Source organism: Pedobacter aquae (genome assembly GCF_008195825.1).
Classification (GTDB): Bacteria; Bacteroidota; Bacteroidia; order Sphingobacteriales; family Sphingobacteriaceae; genus Pseudopedobacter; species Pseudopedobacter aquae.
In genome coordinates this window covers 1,010,359-1,032,943 of sequence record NZ_CP043329.1, presented here as the reverse complement: position 1 = coordinate 1,032,943, position 22,585 = coordinate 1,010,359, and the positions used below count along the sequence as shown (strand labels likewise).

The window sequence follows — 22,585 nt, the reverse complement described above, 5'->3', positions numbered from 1 at the left end:
CCTTGTTTAGCATGATTTATCTAGCCGGGCAGCTAAGAATGAAGGAATAAGAGATAGCTATTTTTGAGTATATAAAGCCTAAAGTTTTACATTTTTATACCTTAAACTATCTTGCAAACTGTAATGGTAACGCTTACCTATTAAAATAGGAACAAACTTATCGGGATGCCTGCTAATGGTTCTGGTAGAGATATTTAATTTACTAGCCAGCTCCTTTCGGGTAAGTAAATCATCTGGGCTTATAGGATTAGATTTATGCGGCCTAGCAGTAGCTGTACTTAAATTATCTTTTTCTAAAATACGCTGCATATCCTTTTCGTTTTGATAGTTGCTTACCCAGTCTACCAAATCTGCCATGCTCTTAATACCAATAAGCTCATCTTTAATTAAAGCGTTAATTTGCAACTTTCTCCCCAACTCGTAATTGATGATGATGTACAGAAGCGCTAACTTTTCCCTGCTGTAATGACTGTAACCACCTTCAAACCCTTTAATAGCAATTCCAGCAGCACTAAAGCTTAAATATTCATGAGCAGCATCTAAACCCTCTTCCTCTAAAAAAGGAATAATAGCTAAGAAATAATCCTCGGGCATTTGCATACCCGTTTTTAATTCTTTCTCGGTAGAAAAATGATAGGTTAAATAAATATTCTTTAAAATTAATCTTCCCCTAAAAACAAGTTCACAGTTAGATTTAGGTATACCCGCAACACCACGCTGGCTTATAGAAACGGAAGATATCGGCATTTTTCTCATAGCTATTTGTATCTGATTACATCAATCAATACAAATTTAAATAGCAGTTAAATAGTAATTATGTTTAGTTTTGCACATGCAATTTCCTTTAATACGGCTAAAACAATAAAATACAAAATATAATACTGATAAACAATAACTTACAAGTGTGGAAAACTAAAATTTTACATTTTTTTTGGAAAATTCATTAGGAAAAATTAAAAAGTGAAAATTAAAAATTAAAAACTGGAAACAAGAAACTCAAAACTGGCAACCGACAACTGATTCAAAATTCAAAAGGAAAAATTAAAAATTCAAAAATCAATCAATCAATCTCTCATTCAAAAATCAATCAATAAAATCAAGATTGCTTCTTCGTTCCTCATCGCAATAACACAAAAATCTCTTAATCATTCAATCAAAACTCAATCCATCAAAAATCAATCAATAACATTCACACCCAGAACTAAAAACTCAAAACTGGCAACCGACAACTGATTCAAAATTCAAAAGGAAAAATTAAAAATTAAAAAATCTAGGAAAGCTTAATCACTCATTCAATCCATCAAAAATCAATCAATAAAACCCAACAAACTAACCACCTAACCACCTAACCACCTAACCACCCAACAAACTAACCATCCAACAAACTAACAACCTAACCATCCAACCACCTAACCAACTAACAACCTAACCAACTAACCACCTAACAAACTACCCCCCCAACTCCCTCCTACTAAATTTCTCAATACCGTTTAATATTTTTACCGCCAACCAAAGCCATAAAATACCAGCACAAAAACCGGCAATTACATCGCTGGTATAATGCACCCTTAGGTATATTCTGCTTAAACCCACCATAAAGATGATGAAAACTAAAAGACTGTTAATAAAGAACTTGGTTTGTTTGGTTAAACTGCTGATGGAGATTAAATAGATGATTAAACCATAAAAAGTTACGGCGCTTAAGGCATGTCCGCTTGGGAAACTTAAGCCTAGCTCTTGGTAAAGCAAAGGCGATAGCGGTCTTGGTCGGTTAAAAAGGCTTTTCAAGCTTAGCATTAAAGCTAAACTACTTAAAGATACTGCGGGTACTTTTAAGGCAAACCATCGTCGTTTTTTTAAAAACAAGAAATAGGCTATCAATAAAAGATTTCCTGTGGTGATAACTACCGAACTACCCAATTGCGTAAAAAACAGCATGATGGCAGTAGAAGTTGGGTTTACATGCTCAAGTAAGAGCTTAAAAACATATAAATCAAACTCCAGGCGTTCATCAATAAACACCATTTTTGCCGTAAATAGAAAAACGATAAGTGCGGTAAACAACAATAAAAAAAGAATTGCCGCTTCTGAAAAAAGCAAAAGCAAAGTTTTAACCAGCTTTTGATAAGTGTTTTTAATCATCATAGCCTAAATGAAGAATAATTATTGAGCAGCTTTGGCTATCAATTGCTGCGCCAAATCTTTTCCTAAATACCTATCAATAGCACTATGTAAAACATATAAGATGGGGGTTAAAAGCAGTGCGACAATAAACTTATAGGTATAATTCACCAAACCTATTGCGGCAACCATTTGCCAGCTCCAGCTGTATTGTGGGTTAAGGTAAAAAGCTATAAAAATCACCACAAAGCTATCTATCAGTTGAGAAACCAAAGTAGAACCTGTGGCTCTTAGCCATAAATTACGCTCGCCCGTTAGTTTCTTTATTTTATGAAAGATGCTAACATCTGCCACCTGCCCTATTAAAAATGCAGTGATAGAGCCTATAATAATCCACATACCTTGGCCAAAAATTGCCGAGAAGGCATTATTCATATTTAAAGCTTCACCGTTAATATTTTGCAGTAACCAGAAATCTGCAGGACTTAAAGACATGGCAAAACCTACCATTAAAAAAGCAAAAGCTATTAAAGCAGCACCTAAATAGGATAAGAATTTTACGCCTTTAACACCATAATATTCATTTATAATATCCGTCATGATAAATACAAAAGGCCAGTTTAGTACCCCTGCCGACATGTTAAAAGATAATCCCTCTACCCCAAAAAGGTCGATATCAAACTTTTTTAAGCCTATAGACTCTTCTACGGAGAATATTTTTACCCCTATAAATTCGGCAAGTATAGCATTGGCAATAAAAAAACCGCCTAAAATGATGTATAACTTATTGGCTTTAGATTGATAACTAATGGTATTGTCCATGGTTTAGTTTAAATAATTCTTCTATAACAAAAAGATTAGGTTTCTGTTAGTTTAAAAATAATATTAATTTGGGATGTTCTAATTTAAAGCTCGTGATTAATATTATTTCAAAGTTACCCAACGTTACTACCACTATTTTTTCTGTGATGAGTGCTTTGGCTCAAGAATATGATGCCATTAATTTATCTCAAGGTTTCCCAGATTTTGATTGTGATGAAAAACTCAAAGAACTGGTTTTTAAAGAAATGAAAAAAGGCCATAACCAGTATGCGCCTATGCCTGGTTTATTAGCTTTAAGAGAAACTTTAAGTGCTAAAATAGAAAATTTACATCAGTCTTATTACCATCCGGAAACAGAAATAACCATTACAGCTGGCGGTACGCAAGCCATTTCAACAGCCATCACCGCTATTTTAAGACCAAATGATGAAGTCATTATTTTTGAACCTGCTTATGATGCTTATGCACCCATGGTAAGGCTTTTAGGTGGCTTAGTTAAGGCTTATGAAATGGCACCTCCCGAATATGAAATTGATTGGAGTACGGTAAAAAAGCTAGTTTCTGCTAATACTAAAATGATTATCGTTAACTCGCCTCATAACCCTACAGGTAGAACATTGAATGAGACCGATATTAAAGAACTCATCAACATCACCAGAAATACAGATATTATTATTGTGAGTGATGAAGTTTATGAACATTTAACCTACGATGGCAGAAAACATTTAAGCTTAGCGGCTTATCCCGAGCTGAAAGAAAGAACTTTTGTAACGGCTAGTTTTGGTAAACTTTTCCATACCACAGGATGGAAAATTGGTTATTGCAGTGCCCCAGAAGCTTTGATGAAAGAATTTAGAAAAGTGCATCAATTCCAGATATTTTCTGTGAATACACCTATGCAATACGCTATAAATACCTATATGCAAAAACCCGATGTTTATCTAGGATTGGCTAGCTTTTATCAAGAAAAGAGAGATTTTTTTAGAAAATTATTGCAAGAAACTAAATTAACTTTATTACCTTGCGAAGGCTCTTATTTTCAAATGGTTAGCTATGAGAAGATATCTTTTGACAAAGATACTGACATGGCTATGAAACTATTAAAAGAATATAGAGTAGCCAGTATACCTGCCTCTCCATTTTATTCTAAAACTACAGATTACAAAACCTTAAGGCTGTGTTTTGCGAAAAAGCAAGAAACATTAGAAAAAGCCGTTAATAATCTAGTTAAAATTTAAATAATGGAACAATTAAAAGTGACGCTCTTACAAGCCTATTTATTTTGGGAAAATGCTGCCAAGAATCTCCAAAATATAAGTTTGAAGCTATCTGATATTAGAGAGCGTACAGATTTAATTGTGTTGCCAGAAATGTTTAATACAGGTTTTACCATGAATGCTGTTGAAAATGCAGAAAAAATGGATGGTAAAACCGTTAACTGGATGCGAGATACCGCGAGAAAATTCAATGCCGTAGTTACCGGAAGCCTTATTATAGAAGAAAATGGCAATTTCTATAACCGTATGGTTTGGATGCGCCCAGATGCGAGCTATGAAACCTATGATAAAAAACACTTATTTGGTTTAGGAGAGGAAGATAAAACTTATACAGCTGGTGATAAACAGGTTATTGTAGAGCTTAAAGGCTGGAAAATAAGATTGGCCATTTGTTATGATTTACGTTTCCCGGTATGGCTAAGAAACCATCAACAACAATATGATTTACTTTTGGTGGTTGCCAATTGGCCCGAGAAAAGAGCGCATCACTGGCGTATGCTGATCCCTGCCAGAGCAGTTGAAAATCAATCATTTATCATCGCTTTAAACCGTGTTGGTTATGATGGTAAACAAATTTATTATAGTGGAGATACTACTTGTTTAAGTCCTGCTGGAGATGTTATCTACTATAAAAGAGACGAAGAAGACCTTTATACCTTTACCATTAATAAAGCTGAAGTAGAAAGGGTAAGAACAGAAATGCCTTTCTTGAAAGATGCTGATGATTTTAACTTGATTTAACATTTAAAATTTAGCAAACTGAAATTTTAGCCATAATTTAGCGTTTTAGTCTGCTGGCTAATTATTTTTGTAGCTATTTATAAATCAAAGCATCTTTTTTTCATCTTTATATATGTTTAAAGAAATACCTAATAAGCCTCTCAGATACTTCAGTATTGTTATTTACCTATTTATTATTTTCATTTGTGCAGTAGAGCTTAATTTTTTATGGCTTTTTGGTTATTCTCCCGTAAAAAAAGATATTAAATTCCCATCATTAAGTCTTTCCTCAGAAGTTTATTATTCAGATGGCAAACTCATTGGCAAATACTATAAAGAAAACCGTACGCCTGTTAATTTCAATCAGATTGATAGCACCATTGTAAACGCCTTAATCGCTACAGAAGATGCTAGGTTTTATAAGCACTCTGGGGTTGATTTCCTTTCCATAGGTTCTGGCGTTATTTCTACCCTTACCGGAGATAAACGTGGCGGAAGTACAATCACACAGCAGCTAGCAAAAAATCTATATCGTACCAGAAACAATAAATCTCAAGGTTTTATTAAACATATCCCGGTAGTAAGAACCTTGGTTTCTAAATTTAAAGAATGGCTAACTGCCTATAAATTAGAAGCCAATTATTCTAAGGAAGATATTATCACCATGTACCTCAATACCGTACCTTTTGGTAATAATTCTTACGGTATCAACACCGCAGCAAAGCATTATTTCAATAAAGCTGTAGATAAAGTTAAGTTAGAAGAATCAGCCCTATTGGTAGGAATGCTTAAAGCAACATCAACCTACAACCCTATTAAAAACCCCGAAAAAGCATTAGACAGACGAAACATTGTTTTGGCACAAATGCTTAAATACGAATATATAAACGATGCTACTTATCAAAAAACAGTAAAAAAACCTTTAAAACTTAATTTAGGTAAAGATACCGGCAAGAATGATGGCGATTCTTATTTAAGAACAGCGGTTGCTAAATGGCTACAAGAATGGTGTGATGAAAATGGCTTTGATTTATATGAGGATGGCTTAAAAATTTATACCACCATTGATTCTAGGTTGCAAAAATATGCCGAAGAAGCGGTACAAAACCACATGAAAATCTTGCAAAGAAGGTTTAATAATGTTTGGGGAGATGAAGAGCCTTGGCGAGATTCTGAAGGAAATGTTATTCCGAATTTTATAGAAAACAACTTACAAAAATTGCCTTGGTATGTCGATTTTAAAAAGCGTCTTAAAAATAACCGCGACTCTATAGATTATTATTTAAATAAGCCTAAAAAGATGACTGTCTTTACCTGGGATGGTGATAAAGAAGTGGAGTTTTCTACCATAGACTCTTTAACTTATTATGCCAAAATGCTAAATACAGGTATGATGACTTTAGACCCTTTTTCTGGCAAAATAAAAGTTTGGGTTGGTGGTGATAATTATAACTACTTCAAATATGACCATGTAAAGCAATCTAAACGTCAGGCGGGTTCTACCTTTAAACCTTTTGCTTATTTAGCGGCTTTAGAAAGTGGTTTAAACCCTTGTGATAAGTTTACCGATAAACCTGTTAAAATAGCCTATAAAATAGGCTCTAAGACCGAAGTTTGGGAACCTAAAAATGCCGATTGGAACTTCTCTTACCGCGAAATGTCCTTACGCTGGGCCATGGGAAAATCTGTAAATTCTATCACCGCACAAATTACAGAGCAAGTAGGTTGGGATAAAGTTGTAGAATTAGCGCATGAATGTGGTATCGAAAGTAAATTACAATCCGTACCTTCTGTAAGTTTAGGTTCTAATGATGTTAGCGTTTATGAAATGGTAAGGGCTTATGGCACTTTTCTAAATAAAGGAAAAAGAGTAGACCCTATTTTGGTAGAGAAAATAACCGATTTAGATGGCAATATCATCGAAGAATTTAAAGCAAAACATACACAAGTTTTAAGCGAAGAAATAGCATGGTTAATGCTATATATGTTTAGAGGTGGTATGGAAGAACCCGGCGGCACATCGCAAGCCTTATGGGAATGGGATTTGTGGAAGAAAAATAACCAAATTGGTGGTAAAACAGGTACATCATCAGATTATGTTGATGGTTGGTATATGGGTATCACCAAAGATTTAGTGACAGGCGTTTGGGTTGGTGCAGACGATAGAAGTATACACTTTAAGGATGCACAAACAGGTGAAGGCTCTAGAACGGCTTTACCTATTTTTGGTAAGTTTATGGAAAAAGTATATCGCGACCCACAAACAGGCATAACGCCAGGTCCTTTTCCTAAACCAGATATTGAAATTACTCGTACTTATATATGCCCTAGTCCGAGAATTGTTGTAGATACCAACAGCACAGATAGCTTGGCTGTAGATTCTTTGATGCTGATGGAAATAGAAAATCCTGAGGCGCAGCAAAACCAGGAAGTAAATCCTGAAACAGAAATAAAAACTGAAAATAAAAACCAGAATAAAACTCCTGATGTTAAACAGGGTGTTACTCAAAAGCAAGAAACAGAAGCGCCTTTAAGTAAAAAGGATGAAAGAAAATTGCAGCGAGAAAAAAGAAAAGAAGAACAAGAGTAAATCATCCATAAAAATGATTAAGAATTATAGCTCCATAACATGACAAAGAATTTTACATTTAATAAAGCTAAAATATACACTACTTTATTTTTTAGCTCCCTGTTCTTATTGTTTGCTGGAAATGCGCAAGCGCAATATTTCGGACAAAATAAAGTGAGGTATAAAAATCTTAAGTTTAAGGTTTATGAGACGCCACATTTTCATCTATATTACTATACTGAGAATGATAGCTTAATCAAAAATTTCGCAAAAGAAAGTGAAGCTTGGTATGCTTTACATCAGCAAATTTTTAGAGATACTTTTAAGCGCCCCAACCCTATTATCCTTTACGGAAACTCGCCAGAATTTCAACAAACTACCATCATCAATTCAGAAATTAGTGTAGGAACAGGCGGTGTTACCGAAGGTTTAAAAAACAGGGTTTTCATGCCTATTCAAGAAAGTAATTTCCAAACCAGACACGTTCTTGGGCATGAGTTGGTTCACGCTTTCCAGTACCACTCTTTAATAGAAGGAGATTCTACACAGCTTGAAAACATCGGAAATTTACCCTTATGGATGGTTGAAGGGATGGCAGAATACCTTTCCTTAGGTAAGGTAGATGCCAATACAGCTATGTGGATGCGTGACGCTGTGCTGAATAAAGACATCCCAACTTTAAATGATTTAACAACCAATAGTAAATATTTTCCTTACCGTTACGGACAAGCTTTTTGGGCTTTTATAGGCTCTACTTACGGCGATACGATTATCATGCCCTTCTTTAGATCAACAGCTAAATTTGGTTATGAAATGGCTATTAGAAGAACTTTTGGTTATGATGAAAAAACGCTATCTAGCTTATGGAAAAGTTCTTTAGAAAATGCTTATACGCCTTATTTAAAAGATACTACACAAAAACCCATAGGTACCAAACTGATAGATAATGAAAATGGTGGAGATATGAACCTCTCTCCTGCTATCAGTCCTGATGGAAAATATGTAGTCTTCCTTTCAGAAAAAGAGCTCTTTTCTATAGATTTATTTCTAGCCGATGCTAAAACAGGAAAAATCATCCGCAAGTTAACCTCCAAAATTAAAAACAGTCATATTGATGAGTTTAATTACATAGAATCTGCCGGCTCATGGTCGCCCGATAGTAAACAGTTTGCCTTTAGCGCCTTTTCTGAAGGTAGAAATAAACTCATTATTGTAGATATTGATAATGGCAAAACAGTTTTACAAAAATCTATGGGTAAAGTAGAACAGTTTGGTAATTTAAACTGGTCTCCAACAGGGAAAGAAATTGCTTTTTCTGGTCTTAAAGATGGGCAAAGCGATCTTTTCTCTTACAACTTAGAAACCAAAGAAGTAACACAATTAACCAATGATAGGTTTACAGATTATCAGCCTAGCTTCTCTTCAGATGGCAAAAAGATTGTTTTTTCTACAGATAGACAAAATTTAGGTAAAGATTTAAGTGCTTTCATCAGCATGAGCTTAGCTATACTAGATGTAGCCAGCAAGAAAGTAACCAATATCAATGTATTCCCTAAAGCCAATAATTTAAACCCTGTTTTTGATGCTAATGATAGAAATATCTATTTCTTATCAAACAGAGATGGTTTTAGAAACATGTATCGTTACAACATTTCTAGAGATTATGTAGAGCAATTAACAGATTATTTCACGGGTATTAGTGGTATTACAGAAAGTTCGCCAGCTTTAAGTATTTCAAAGAATAACGATATTGTTTATTCTTATTATCGCTCTCAACGCTATACCCTTTACAATGCTCATGTAACTGAATTTAGAGGCACTTTGGTAAATAGCAATGCGGTAGATTTTACAGCAGCAACCTTACCACCACCAAGTTCTGTTGGTGTTAATATCATCAATAAAAACTTAGACAATTTCCTTGCTTATGATGATACACCTGTAGATTCTGTTAAAGCTATCCCTTTTAAATCTCAGTTTCAATTAGATTATATAGCCAGTAATGGTGTTGGTGTAGCTACCAGCAGATTTGGTACAGGTATGCAATCTGGCGTACAAGCTATTTTTAGTGATATTTTAAGTAGAAACCAAATTTTCGCAGCCGCTGCTGTTAACGGAGAAATTTATGATTTTGGAGCTCAGTTTGCCTATATCAACCAAGAAAGCAGATGGAACTGGGGAGCTTCTGTATCTCACCTACCTTTTCAGTCTGGTTTGTTTGGTATAAAAGCTACAGGTTTGCCTCAAGAAAATGGACCCGATAGGCCTGTTATAGAAGAATATGTAGACATCATCAGAACTTTTGAAGAATCTGTACAAGGTTTTACCTCTTATCCTTTCTCTAAAACTACCCGTTTTGAGCTTGGCGCTGGTGCTTCTTATTACTCTTACCGTGTAGACAGGTTTAGTACTTATTACGATCCTAATACCAGATTTCCTATTTTTCAAGATAGAAGAAAGTTATCAAGAGAAGAGTTTTTAGAAGACCAAGGTTTCAATTTAAGTTCTTTTACTGTTTTCCAATTAAACACAGCTTTAGTTGGCGATAATTCATATTCTGGTGTTGCTGCTCCATTGGGTGGTTACAGATACAGAATTGGCATAGAACAAAATTTTGGTACTTTCCAGTTTACCGCTCCAATTATTGATTTAAGAAAATATGTAAGGGTAAAACCAGTAACTTTTGCAGGTAGAATTTATGGTTTCGGTCGTATAGGAAATGTAAACAACCAATTATTCCCACTCTTTATAGGGATGCCTTTCTTAATTAGAGGTTATGAAGCCAATAGCTTTTATAATGGCAGAAACTTAACAGGAGAAGAAAATGGCTTTAACATCAACCAATTGATAGGTAACAGAATGTTAATTTCTAACTTTGAGGTAAGGCTACCATTTACCGGGCCAGAGAAATTAGCTGCATTCCCGTCTAAATTCTTATTTTCTGATTTAAACTTATTCTTTGATGCCGGAGTTTCTTGGAATGAAGGCGATAGAATTGCCTGGGATAGAAAAGCCCCTAGAAGAATAGGAACCGATGCAGCAACAAATACAGCTCTTTACGAGGAAAATGTAAGAGTACCAGCCTTAAGTGCGGGTATATCTGCCAGGGTTAACGTATTTGGATATTTTGTATTAGAACCATATCTGGCAATTCCGTTTAACCGCGTGGATATTCAGAAACCTGTATTTGGTTTAGCTTTTGCACCAGGATGGTAATTTTAAAAAACTGATATAGCCTTACAAACGTATATAATAGTATGAAAAAGTTTATATCAATCGTGTTTAGTTTAGCAGTCATGACTTTTGCTGCTTGCGGACAAAATAATCATACATCTTCTAAAAAAGATGAGCAAAAAGCTTTAGTATTCCCTGTTCAAAAAGCAGAAAGCGAGTGGAAGAAAATATTATCTCCTGTTGCTTATGAAATTATGGTGAACAAAGGAACAGAGCCTCCTTTTAAAAATGAGTTTTACAATAACCATGAAAAAGGAATTTATGTAAGTGCCGCTACAGGCGAACCACTTTTTAGTTCTGAAGACAAGTTTGACTCTGGTACAGGATGGCCAAGTTTTACCAAACCCATTAATGATAAAGCTGTTATTTGGGTAAAAGACAACAGCCATGGCATGGTAAGAGATGAAGTTATAGAAGCTAAAACAGGTTTACACCTAGGCCATGTTTTTGATGATGGCCCCGCTCCTACAGGTTTAAGATACTGCATCAACTCGGCAGCACTTAAATTCATCAAACAATAATTAAGACATAAAGCTAAAAACAGGTTTCACTTGGAAGCCTGTTTTTAACATCTTCTCATAGTCTAATCCGGTAGTTAAATCAATCCAATCCGGATTAACGTTTCTTATCATCTTCTCTTTTTGTAACCTGGTAAATTGGTTAATCATTTTAAAACGCTCTGCTGCCATAGTCTCAGAACTTAACTCTTCAAAATAAACCAAGCGAGTTAACTGTTGCCCAGCATCAAAAAATAGGTTCGGCATTTTACGGTAGAAGTTCATGGTTTTTATTAAATCAGCACTTAAACCAACATGTAAATTATTTCTATTTCTGTCTGTAACTATAAAAACGATATTCTTCATTTGATCTGCATTTAAATTCTTTAACATTATTATTTGGCTATTAATTTTTTATTGCTAATTTTATGAGCATAAAAATACTAATAATTTTAGTATTTGCAAATATTTTTAGAAATGGGAAAAATATCTGATAATTTAAAATACCTCAGAAAGAAAAAAGGCCTTACACAACAGCAATTTGCTGATGTTATGGAAATTAAAAGATCTTTAATTGGTGCCTACGAAGAAGACCGGGCAGAACCAAAATATGATTTGCTAAAAAAATTCGCAGACTTTTTTGAGTTAAGTATTGATGATTTCATCAATGAAAAGATAAACGATAAATGGACACCTAAACCAAAAGGAGACCCTTCTAACCTTCGTGTACTGAGTATTACGGTAGACCAAGATGATAAAGAAAACATAGAATTGGTACAGGTTAAAGCTAGTGCAGGTTATCTTAATGGTTATAGCGACCCTGAGTATGTAAGCACCCTACCTCGTTTTTCTTTACCTATCTTTAAACAAGGCACTTATAGGGCTTTTGAAATTAAAGGAGATTCTATGCTACCACTGCCTTCAGGCTCAATCATTATTGCAGAGTATGTAGAAAACTGGAATAACGATATCAAAGCTGGCGAAACTGCTATTGTGATTAGTAAAAACGAAGGTGTAGTTTATAAAAGGTTAAGCAGCAAGTTCAGACCAGATAAGGGTTTGAAATTATCATCAGACAACCCCGTTTACGAACCTTATACCATAGAAGCAGAAGATATTTTAGAAATCTGGAAAGCAAAAGCATTTATTTCTACAGAATTACCACAGCCAATGCCAGAGCCTACCATGGAGACTCTAACCAGCATGATGGCCCAAATGCAAAAATCTTTAGTAGAAATGCAAAAAAACAAAACGAACTGATAAATTAATAGATAGAATAATGTTTTAAAAATCATCATTACATTGGAATAACTACTTTATTAAATAGGAATTTAAAGTGAGAACAGAATTATCATTCTTAGAGGATAGTTTGTCATCCTGAGCGGAGTCGAAGGATTAAAGGGCTTCGACTCCGCTATCATTGAAGCTATTATATAAATATTTAAAAATCAGGCATTCACACAGGGCTTTCCGGCCTCTTGACCGGCCATGTCAAGGTCCTTTTATTTAAAGTATTAGTTTTATGTTTTGGCCTTCATGAATGCTTCGCATGTTTCCGCAAAAAGTACCCAAACCCGAGCTAAGCGAACACATGAAAGCCTTTAAAAAAACAATAAGCTAATTGAATAAACTCTCCGCTGCGCCGCTTGCTTCTAAAGGTTCTGCTAGGGCTAGTCCTGTAGATGCCGCAACCGCCAAGGCGGAATTGGGCGTAAACGGTTGTTTGTGCTTAGGCTCGACTATCGAATTACCTAAACACGTCATTTCATCATCATTTATATTAAATACTTGCCTGCGGCAGGTAGATATTAGACCTCAGCCTAAACACAAAATAATCATTTCAAAATCTTTCTTTATTTTTGAATAAAAAAACTTGAATTTCATCCATCAAAAACTACAGGAAAGAATTGCCGCTAACGCTTTAAGAACCTTAAAAAGCGAGAATAATCTTATTGATTTTTCTTCTAATGATTATCTGGGTTTTGCTAAATCTTTATCTGTAAAAGAATGGGTTGATGAAATTGCCTATTCAGAAAAATCAAGAAATGGTGCTGGCGGATCAAGGTTAATCACCGGAAATTCAAGTTTTACAGAAACCTTAGAAAAAGAAATCGCTCGTTTTCATCAGGCATCATCAGGCTTAATCTTTAACTCTGGTTATGATGCCAATGTAGGTTTACTTTCTAGCCTGCCCCAAAAAGGCGATACCATTATTTGTGATGAACTTATCCACGCTAGTCTTATTGATGGTGCTAGACTAAGCTATGCCCAACGCTATACCTTTAAACATAATGATCTAGCGCATCTCGAATCAAAAATTAAAAATAGCCAAGGGAATATTTTCATCGTTACAGAAAGTATTTTTTCTATGGACGGAGACCATGCACCTTTAAAAGAAATAACCGCACTTGCAGCACAATATGGCGCTCATCTCATTGTAGATGAAGCACATGCCAGTGGCGTATTTGGTAAACATGGTAGAGGGTTGGTGTGCGAGTTGGGTTTAGAAAACCAAGTATTTGCCCGCGTAGTTACTTTCGGTAAAGCTTTGGGCTGCCACGGAGCTATTGTATTAGGTAGCGATGAACTTAGAAGCTATCTCATCAATTTCGCCCGTTCTTTTATTTATACCACTGCCCTACCTCCACACAGCTTATACACCATAAAAGCAGCTTATGAGCAATTAAAAAGTAGCGATTACAGCACTCTTATTCAGAAAAAAATAGCTTATTTCAAACAATTAACCAGCAAATTAGGTATTGCATTAATGCCAAGCAATAGCGCTATCCAAGGAATAATCATTCAGGGAAATACAGCTTGCCGACAAGCAGCTGCTACTTTAAATGAAAGCGGCTTTGATATCAGACCCATTTTAAGTCCAACCGTTCCAGAAGGCAAAGAAAGGTTAAGAATTTGTTTACATACCTTTAATACAGACGAAGAAATAGAAAAATTAAGTGAAGCTTTAACTAAAATATAATATGTTGAAACCCATTTTTATCACAGGCATAGGCACAGGCGTAGGAAAAACCGTAACATCAGCCATTGTAACAGAGCATTTAAAAGCCGATTATTGGAAACCCATACAATCAGGAGATTTAGAAAACTCTGATACCATCACCGTTAAACAATTGGTAAGTAACGATAAAACTTATTTTCATCCAGAAGTTTACAAACTTACACAGCCTCTTTCGCCACATTTATCAGCCCGTTTAGATGGTATTGAAATAGACATCAACACTATTAAAGTACCAGAAACGCAAAACACCTTAGTTATTGAGGGCGCTGGTGGCTTAATGGTTCCGCTAAATCAGCAGTTTTTGATAGTAGACTTAATAGCTCAGCTAAAAGCAGAAGTAATTTTAGTATCTCAACATTATTTAGGCAGCATTAACCATACACTCTTAAGTTACGAATTGTTAAAAAGCAGAAACATCCCTGTAAAAGGTATTCTTTTTAATGGCCATAATCCAGATTCTGAAGCTTATATTACCCAATATACCAAGCTTAAACATTTAGGAACTATCCCGGTGCTAAACAATTTAGATAAAAACAGCGTTAAAGAAGCAGGGAAACACCTCACATTATAAACCTTTTTTGCACATGAAAAGTATTGCAGTTATTGGTTCTGGTACCATGGGAAATGGCATAGCACATAGCTTTGCACAACATCAGTTTAAAGTTGCTTTGGTAGATGTACAAGCCGATGCTTTAACAAAAGCCCTCGCTACTATAGCTAAAAATTTAGACAGGCAGATAGCTAAAAACCTCATTACAGAAGCAGATAAACAGCAAACTTTAGCCAATATTACTACCTATACCAACCTAGCCGAGGCTGTAAAAGATGTAGATTTGATAGTAGAAGCGGCCACAGAAAATGCTGTTTTAAAAGAGAAAATATTTCAAGAGCTTGATAAATATGCCAAGCCAGAAGCCATTTTAGCCAGCAATACTTCTTCCATAGCTATCACCCAAATTGCAGCCGTTACGCAAAGGCAAGATAAAGTTATTGGAATGCATTTCATGAATCCCGTACCGGTAATGAAATTGGTAGAAGTCATTAATGGCTATGCAACCTCTGCCGATACCACTGCAAAAATTATGGCGCTTGCCCAGCAGCTAGATAAAATACCTGTCGAGGTGAATGATTATCCCGGTTTTGTTGCCAACAGGATTTTAATGCCTATGATTAATGAAGCTATTTATACTTTGTATGAAGGCGTTGCAGGCGTTACAGAAATTGATACTGTTATGAAATTGGGTATGGCTCATCCTATGGGACCGCTCCAACTGGCAGATTTTATAGGTTTAGATGTTTGTTTGGCCATCCTTAAAGTATTACACGAAGGCTTTGGAAATCCTAAATATGCACCATGTCCGCTTTTGGTAAACATGGTAACTTCAGGTAAAAAAGGCGTTAAATCTGGCGAAGGTTTTTATAATTACCAACATGGCACTAAAGATTTAGTAGTGGCCGAGAAGTTTAGGTAGTTCTTATAGCGTTTCTTACACCAAAACAACATCAATAAACCATAAAAGCTGTTTTTTATTTAGAAAAGCAGGGCTATTGCAGCTATTAAAGGGCTAGTCCGGTGCTTTGCTTTACTCCTCGTCCATTTTCCGCAAAAGCTTCAAATGTCCTGCGGGGTACCGCCCTCGCCCCGGTTTATGTACGTAGGTTTGGTGCTTGGGTTGAGAAAAGAGATAGTATCATTTAGGTTAGTGGTCAAAATAATGATGGGTAATCTATGCAAAATATTAAAGTATCTACGCTATATGGCGGCACAAGAAGCCTTTGCCCGCTTGCCTAGGTCTTCATTCTTGCGCCATTGAGGCTTGTTTAGTGTAGAAGCTGATTTCAAGTTTGTTTTCGGAACGTAGAATCTCAAAATAGTGGCTCCAACTCAATACGTTAGACAGTGTCTCACTTTATGGAAAGTTTAAATAAAGCTTTCTCATATACAACAAGTTATCTCTACTAAATCCCTTTCCGTAAAGTTGAGTTAAATCTTCGGAAAGTTGTTCAAATAGAAAAGTTCCATACGCTGCTTTTTCTTTACCGCCTTGCTCAAATTCAACGATGTGTCTGCCGATTAACCAATAGGTCTGAACCAAAATTGTGTTTACCGACTTAGCAACTTGCTCTCTCCCTTTTTGAAGAAGTCCGCCAATTTGGTTGATTAAGTCGGTATATTTTAATTGTTCAATATCCATTTCGTCAAAGGTAAAAAATTGATTATGAAAACGGTCTTGTCACATGCAGATTTTTATATGTTGAAGTGTCGCTCACTGCATGCCGCTAACGTTTCGAAGGCGGGGCTTTCGGAGCATCATCTATCAAGCTACGATTAATGTTTATTCGGAGCCGAAAAGTTTCTGCCACCACGCCCCCCCGCTTTTGGCAAGGTGCTGTTATGCACAGTAGTTTCTTCTCCATATAATTCTGGATATTTTGTCTGCGAAATACAGCAAACACTTTTCTCCAATATCATTTGATAGTATCATAAATATGATTTTTAGGTTAGTGGTTAAAAATAATGAGGTCAAATCAATCTACCTAAAGAACTAGGCTATTTGTTGGATAGCATTTAGCTTAGTTAGCCAGCTTGAAGTTGTGTCATACGGTGAATGTTGTCGTGGTGCGGTTGGGGCAAAAGCAAATGTGGTGCAACTGTGGGTCGGCTTGTGCGTTGGGTTGCACCTCTTTTGATTTTGCCGAAGCGTTGGCTTTTCTTTCCGTCATATTTCTGTCGTTCGTTTGTTGCACTGTCGTCTTTTTAGAATGAGGCATAACGTTTTCGGGCTTGGCGAAGGTGGCGATTTTCACCACAAATGCTGATGCGGAGAACCAAACTTTGATTAACCACAAATGTGTCTGCGGAGCACTGAACCGCCACTTTTGCCAAACCCGTGTTAGCACTTCGCCCTTCTTTTCTGTCGTGGTTGTTCGTTGTCATTTCGTGTCTGTCTTGGTGCGTTGGCTTGGTGGCTCTTTTGCTGTTTTTTGCTTTGCTTTGTGCGATTGGAAAAACTGCAAATGTGCCACCAAATGAGTTGGCTATTCAAAGTCAATTTCTATTTTTGAAATCCTATCAAGTTCTTCTAATATCCCCCTTTTTATAGCGTCAATTTTAAGATACTTTGCTGCAATTTCTTGTTGAGTATTCAAATCGATAGTGCCACTTTTTAGAATTGGTATTGTTACCTTGAATTTTTCAACTTTTTCTTTACTGGCTGTTTTGCTCCATTCAAATCCTTGGCTTAATAAAACCTTTTCTAAGGTATATCTCATATAATCCAAGTCTATAAGTTTTTCAAATTGTGTTTTAACAATTAAGGGGCGATGATGGTCATTCGTTGTAAATCTGTGTTTATGCCAAAAAACAAAACCTACAGAACCTTCTCTATTCCAAGCAAGGCAATTGTCAAAATATTTCACACTGGAAAGATTATCCTTTATATATCCAATAGGTGTTTCGTCTTTACGACCACCATATACAGGCACATTACCTTGATTTTTTTGAATGAAACTTGCAGTTAATCCTTTTATAGAAGGGAAGTCAAAAACATCACTTAAAAGAAATTCTTTACTTGAATTTTCGGTTTCTATTTCTATTAATATGTTTTTAATTTGATATTTATATTCTTCAATCGCTTTTTTGATATCTTCTACATATAAGATTTTATCTACAACATCTTTTTGCGTTTCTAAATCAAAGTTTCCATCCTCATCAACAGGCATAACGATTTCAACCTCTTCCACCATTTTTGGGTAAACTTTTGTAAATTCATCTGAACCGTTTTCTCCTTTTCTTCCTTTTGCTAATTCTCTTAATTTTGGCTCAACTATATTTTTCACATAAAGCAAGTTAATGTTTGGCATTTTAGGCTTTAATAAACCTCTATCTCCATTAATTGAAAACTTTCCTTCAATCAACATCATATAACCTGCAAACCCATTTGTTGCCCAAGTTAGATATTGCCCATCATAATCATTTGTGTTGATATAGGTTAAAGGGGCATTGTTAGATGCAGAATAAACAGGATTATCTCCTTTATTTAAGTTACCGTAATTTTTAGTGTATAGAGATTTGCCTTTTTCAATATCAAAAAGGTCTTTGAGCTTATAGGTTTTCTTATTTAGTTCAGACTTTTTTTTTTCAGACAATTCTTTTATGCCTTCTTGAAAAGTCTTTAAAGAAATTGACATATCCTCTACCAATGAAGAAAAGTCAAGCAATCCTAACTTGTCTTTTTTCTCACTTATTCCAAGTTCGATTTTTTCTTCTTCACTCCACCATTTATCTACTATCCAAGAGTTTTCTAATGAACTTGTGAAGTCTGTAAATGGAAATATTTTACACCTTTTATCAGTATTAATTTTAGCAAAACTTGCTTTATTACCTTTGAAAAAAGAATACAATGTAACAGCTTCACTTAAATCATCTTGGTCAATGTCAAATCTGTAAACATCTCTTGTTTCTCCCATTTCACTTACCAAATACGTGAACACAGGGTCGGTTTGAATATCTTTTTTGTTTGCTTTTTTAGTTAAACAAAGAATGTATGTCTTTTTATTTGTGGTAAAAAAAGTGTTCAATGGTAATGATACTATACCATCAATATAACATTCATCTATTATGAACTGTCTTAAATTTTTATCGTTTTGACGATTGAAAATTCCATCAGGAACAATTATAAAAGCCTTACCGTTTGGTTTTAATGCTCTGACAATCCACTCCATAAACAAACCTTCAACACCAATAGCATTGATTTTGTAGTAATTTACAAGTGTTCCATCTTTCTTAATCTCTTCCTTTAAGTTACTACTTCCGCTTGTTACATAAGGCGGATTTGTTACAATAAGGTCATACTCATTTTCTACTGGTTCTGAAAGTGAACCTAAAATCGAATTTGTTTTGAGTAAAAAACTGTCATTAAAGAGTTGAGCAAATTCAGTTGTAATCCCTGGGTTTTCTTTGATAATATCAGAAAAGTAAATCAACATATTCGCTTTTGCCAATATGATTGTTTTTTGTTCGTCTTTGTCAAAACCTTTGTCGTAGCCGTGTATAGTTATTTTAGGAATTAACTTACCTTTTTTGATTTCGTAGAACTGGTCAAGTTTTGTAATTACAGGCTCTAATAAGAACTTTCCAACACCACAAGCTGGGTCGCAAATTTTAGCCCCAACTTTAATATCGTCTTTTGCCATTTCTACAACGGCTCTAACTACCTTTAAAGGTGTAAAAAACTGACCCCAATTTTTCTTGCTGATACTTTCTTTTAGGAAACTTTCAAAAAGTTGACTTTTGAAATCGTAATCAATATGTTCAAGTTTTCCGTAGTCTTTAAACTTGGTCAATACTTTTTTGAAAACTGTGCTATATCCTTTTACAGCCTTTTGGTCTTTACTGACAAAAATTGTTCCGTTGATAATGGTTGTTTTGTCTGCTGGATTTTCAGGAAACAAAGTTTTGATTTTAGGACGTACAATACTTGCATACGTCTCTAAAACTTCGTCCTCTGTGTTTCCGCTAAAACTATCATAAAGAGTATTGAAGTTATACATTCCTTGCAAGACCCCTAAATCACTTAAATATTTAAAAATGAAAAGCTCAACAAATGTATAAAGACAATTTTCTGGTGTTGCTCCACTTACCGACCAAATGTCCTGCCAAATCTGTTTAGCCAAGTCAGTTGGATTTACCAATTGTTTCGGCTTGATTTGGTCATTTAATTCATTTATTGAAAAAATAATTTTTTCAATAAATTCTGGTAACTTCTCGTCATTTAAGTCAAAGTTTGTTTTTATTTCTTTACCGCTCTCGTCTTTAATTTTATTGCCTGTCAAGACATTTACCCAAACAGTTTCCTTAGTATCGGTTGCAATAATTATATGAGCGGCAAGTTTACGGGCAACTTCTAATTCTTGTTTTATTGCCTTGGTTTTCTGTGCTGCGGTTTTAAATTCAGATGGCTTTTTATATTCAATAACAGCAATTACATTTTTCTTCTGAACAATTAAGCCGTCAACTTTTTTCTTCTCTTCAGCTCCGTAGTTTACGTTACGAATAATTCCGTGTTCTTTTAATGCCTTAACCGATGTTGCACCAATGTTATAGAAATCCCACTTGCCAAGCTTTTGGCAATTGTTAATCAAATCTCTTTGTAATAATTCCTCACTCATTGGTCAAAACGTATTTTGGCTTGTTTGGCATTCGTACTTTTTAAATATTTCACATTGTCGTCTGCAACTACGAAAACATTTTCAGAACATTGATTTTTGTATGCTTCAACAGCAAATTTGTCTGCGTAGAATAGGTCGTTTATTTTCTGAAATTCCATTTCTAAAAGCTCAGCAAGTTCTTTCAGCTTTGTTTTACTGAATTTTTGAGAGCCGTTTTCGATTTTACTTATAGCAAAAGCGTTGATGCCAATTTTAGCACCAAACTCGGTTTGTGTCCAACCGTGTTTTTCTCTTTCCTCCCTTATAAAATGTCCGAAACTTGCCATTTCTATATCTGCATATTTTTGACTTGACCTATAATTCGCAAAGTTAATAAAGATTTTCAAAAGTCCGCTAAGTTTTTCAAAAAAGTGTCAGGGTGGTGGGTGGGCTTGGGTGCGGTTGGGTAAAATTAAATGTGCTGCAAATGCGTTGGCTTGTGTGTCGGTTTGCAGCTCTTTTAATTTTACGAAGCGTTGGCATTTTTCTGGTCGTTTGATGTCGGATGTGTCGTCTTTTAGGCTTGCACCCAACGTTTTGGCGCTTGGCGCAGTGGCGGATTTCGGAGCACTTCACTGTCAACCAAGCACAAACTTTGATAGAAGCACAAAGCTTGATTTAACCACTGAACCGCCACTTTTGGGTAGGTGCTGTTAGGTGCTGGCCTTCTTGTTTTTCGTCCGACTAAGATACTTTTTTTATGCTTAAGTCAGTCGTTTTGAAGTCTAAAATGCTTGTCCAATGCCAAAGTAAAATAGCCTATCTTCTTTTGAATGTCCGTAGTCAAAGGATAGAATTGTGGATTGATTCCAAGCAATTCTAAGTCCACCGCCATAGGAAGTTTTAATGTTTTTAAAGTTTAAGTCTTGCCAACGGTCTCTTACTGTTCCTGCGTCAAAGAAGGGTGCTACGCCAAATGCAAATCTTTGCTTTCCTAATTTTGTTTCTACTAGTCGTACTCTCAATTCTACATTTGTAAACCACATTGAACGAGCTAAAAATCGGTTCGCTCTGTAGCCACGCAGTGACTGTCTGCCACCTAAAGCGTTTATACTTCCTTCTGGACTCCATTGGTCTTGAAATTCAAAAAATGGTGCGTTGTTTCCAAAAATGTTGCCTGCTCCAAATCGTCCTGCCAAAACCGTACGTTTACCAACTGGTAATTTTTGGTATACTCTTCCTTGAATGAATAATTTGACAAAATCGAATTGTGAACCAATGTATTTACTCGAATATTCATTCGCAACTTCAAAATAATATCCTTTCGTTGGGTCGGGTTCAAAATCTCTTGTGTCAAAAATCAATGCTGTTTGAATTATTGAAACCCAACCACCATCAACACCTGATATTAAACCGTCTTCAAAATCTCGTCTTAAAAGTGAAATGCCGTTTGGTACAGTTGTGTTTTGTCCTGTAATCGGGTCAATTGCTTCCGCTTCCATTCCTTCAAAAGTTGCATAACTCAAATGCTGAATTTCATAACCACCCATTATACGCCATTTGCCATTTCCAAGTGCATAATCGGCTTTTAGATTGAGCATAAATTCGGTTTCCCTAAATCGGTTTGATAAAGCATCTGTTACAAAATCAGCTTCGCCAATACTGCCTGGTCTTAATGTTTTTCTTGCTCGGTCAAATTCTTTGTAGGTTGAAAAAATTGTGTTTTCGTCAGATGGTAGGCGAAGTTTTCCAAGTGTTGATTCTGTTAATCCAAAATATAGATTGGCGGGGTTTTGTTGTGCCTTAAAATCAATTTTAAATCTCCAACGTGTTCCTTTGTAATAGGGAACATCAAGCGAAAGAGCTAATTCTCTTGCATTTGAAGTGTAATAAGCTGCATTCGCTTTCAGCTTTGCCAAGTAAGGTGTGTAAGGAAATAAAGGATTATCACGATTTCCATTCCAATAGGTATTTGTTCTTAAACCAAAGCCAAAGCCTGTAACTGGGTCGGAAGAAAAATCGGGTATTCCCGTAAAAAATGTTCCTTCTCGCTTTTTCGCAAGGTCATCATCCGACATTCGTTTCGATTTGATGAATGAAAGACTGTCTATTTCTTGAGCCTTTACGATTGTGATTGAAAACAGAATAAACAGAGTTGCTATAATACGCTTCATAAATT

Annotated in this window: 18 protein-coding genes; 10 read left to right on the top strand and 8 right to left on the bottom strand. The window is 35.4% G+C overall.

Going from position 1 to position 22,585, the window contains the following annotated elements; all coding sequences use genetic code 11:
* Positions 1-78 precede the first annotated feature (78 nt).
* From FYC62_RS04585 to FYC62_RS04575, 3 genes are all read right to left on the bottom strand, one after another.
* Positions 79-756 (bottom strand): hypothetical protein, encoded by a 678-nt coding sequence (locus FYC62_RS04585; RefSeq protein WP_168199382.1) that lies wholly within the window; start codon positions 754-756, stop codon positions 79-81.
* Positions 757-1,449: 693 nt separating this feature from the next.
* Entirely contained in the window at positions 1,450-2,145 is a 696-nt protein-coding gene (locus FYC62_RS04580) for a phosphatase PAP2 family protein (RefSeq protein ID WP_149074091.1), read from the bottom strand.
* Positions 2,146-2,163: 18 nt separating this feature from the next.
* Positions 2,164-2,943: a queuosine precursor transporter gene (locus tag FYC62_RS04575; RefSeq protein WP_039454409.1), complete on the bottom strand. Its 780-nt coding sequence runs from the start codon at positions 2,941-2,943 to the stop codon at positions 2,164-2,166.
* Between the two features lie 92 nt (positions 2,944-3,035).
* Here FYC62_RS04575 and FYC62_RS04570 point away from each other — a divergent pair, with 92 nt between their 5' ends.
* The 5 genes from FYC62_RS04570 (at position 3,036) to msrB (ending at position 11,261) form a co-directional block, all read left to right on the top strand.
* Complete coding sequence (locus FYC62_RS04570; RefSeq protein ID WP_149074090.1) at positions 3,036-4,181, top strand: methionine aminotransferase; 1,146 nt, start codon at positions 3,036-3,038, stop codon at positions 4,179-4,181.
* Positions 4,182-4,184: 3 nt separating this feature from the next.
* Entirely contained in the window at positions 4,185-4,961 is a 777-nt protein-coding gene (locus FYC62_RS04565) for an amidohydrolase (protein WP_149074089.1), read from the top strand.
* A gap of 112 nt (positions 4,962-5,073) precedes the next feature.
* Entirely contained in the window at positions 5,074-7,530 is a 2,457-nt protein-coding gene (locus FYC62_RS04560; RefSeq protein ID WP_149074088.1) for a transglycosylase domain-containing protein, read from the top strand.
* Positions 7,531-7,569: 39 nt separating this feature from the next.
* On the top strand, positions 7,570-10,722 hold the full coding sequence (locus FYC62_RS04555; protein ID WP_149074087.1) for a peptidase MA family metallohydrolase: 3,153 nt from the start codon (positions 7,570-7,572) through the stop codon (positions 10,720-10,722).
* Between the two features lie 41 nt (positions 10,723-10,763).
* Entirely contained in the window at positions 10,764-11,261 is a 498-nt protein-coding gene (msrB, locus tag FYC62_RS04550) for a peptide-methionine (R)-S-oxide reductase MsrB (protein WP_149074086.1), read from the top strand.
* Here msrB and FYC62_RS04545 read toward each other — a convergent pair whose 3' ends face one another.
* Positions 11,262-11,630, bottom strand: a complete 369-nt coding sequence (locus FYC62_RS04545) for a GIY-YIG nuclease family protein (RefSeq protein WP_317131517.1) — start codon at positions 11,628-11,630, stop codon at positions 11,262-11,264.
* 84 nt (positions 11,631-11,714) lie between these two features.
* Here FYC62_RS04545 and FYC62_RS04540 point away from each other — a divergent pair, with 84 nt between their 5' ends.
* The 5 genes from FYC62_RS04540 to FYC62_RS04520 all read left to right on the top strand — a co-directional run bounded on the left by FYC62_RS04540 (position 11,715) and on the right by FYC62_RS04520 (position 15,728).
* Positions 11,715-12,497 (top strand): XRE family transcriptional regulator, encoded by a 783-nt coding sequence (locus FYC62_RS04540; protein ID WP_149074085.1) that lies wholly within the window; start codon positions 11,715-11,717, stop codon positions 12,495-12,497.
* 361 nt (positions 12,498-12,858) lie between these two features.
* A complete protein-coding gene (locus tag FYC62_RS04535; RefSeq protein ID WP_149074084.1) occupies positions 12,859-13,104 on the top strand; it encodes a hypothetical protein in 246 nt (81 codons plus the stop codon).
* 6 nt (positions 13,105-13,110) lie between these two features.
* Positions 13,111-14,217, top strand: a complete 1,107-nt coding sequence (locus tag FYC62_RS04530) for an aminotransferase class I/II-fold pyridoxal phosphate-dependent enzyme (RefSeq protein ID WP_149074083.1) — start codon at positions 13,111-13,113, stop codon at positions 14,215-14,217.
* A 1-nt stretch (position 14,218) separates the two neighbouring features.
* On the top strand, positions 14,219-14,827 hold the full coding sequence (gene bioD, locus FYC62_RS04525) for a dethiobiotin synthase (protein WP_149074082.1): 609 nt from the start codon (positions 14,219-14,221) through the stop codon (positions 14,825-14,827).
* Positions 14,828-14,840: 13 nt separating this feature from the next.
* Positions 14,841-15,728 (top strand): 3-hydroxyacyl-CoA dehydrogenase family protein, encoded by an 888-nt coding sequence (locus tag FYC62_RS04520; protein WP_149074081.1) that lies wholly within the window; start codon positions 14,841-14,843, stop codon positions 15,726-15,728.
* A 438-nt stretch (positions 15,729-16,166) separates the two neighbouring features.
* Here the strand turns inward: FYC62_RS04520 and FYC62_RS04515 are convergent, their stop codons facing one another.
* The 4 genes from FYC62_RS04515 to omp85 all read right to left on the bottom strand — a co-directional run bounded on the left by FYC62_RS04515 (position 16,167) and on the right by omp85 (position 22,580).
* Complete coding sequence (locus FYC62_RS04515) at positions 16,167-16,451, bottom strand: DUF1016 N-terminal domain-containing protein (RefSeq protein WP_205943784.1); 285 nt, start codon at positions 16,449-16,451, stop codon at positions 16,167-16,169.
* An 844-nt stretch (positions 16,452-17,295) separates the two neighbouring features.
* Positions 17,296-20,427, bottom strand: coding sequence for an N-6 DNA methylase (locus FYC62_RS04505; RefSeq protein WP_149074079.1), 3,132 nt, complete (start codon positions 20,425-20,427; stop codon positions 17,296-17,298).
* Positions 20,424-20,813 (bottom strand): helix-turn-helix domain-containing protein, encoded by a 390-nt coding sequence (locus FYC62_RS04500; RefSeq protein ID WP_205943783.1) that lies wholly within the window; start codon positions 20,811-20,813, stop codon positions 20,424-20,426. The genes FYC62_RS04505 and FYC62_RS04500 overlap by 4 nt, the downstream gene beginning before the upstream one ends.
* A gap of 378 nt (positions 20,814-21,191) precedes the next feature.
* Complete coding sequence (gene omp85, locus FYC62_RS04495; protein ID WP_149074078.1) at positions 21,192-22,580, bottom strand: Omp85 family outer membrane protein; 1,389 nt, start codon at positions 22,578-22,580, stop codon at positions 21,192-21,194.
* Between the last annotated feature and the right edge of the window lie 5 nt (positions 22,581-22,585).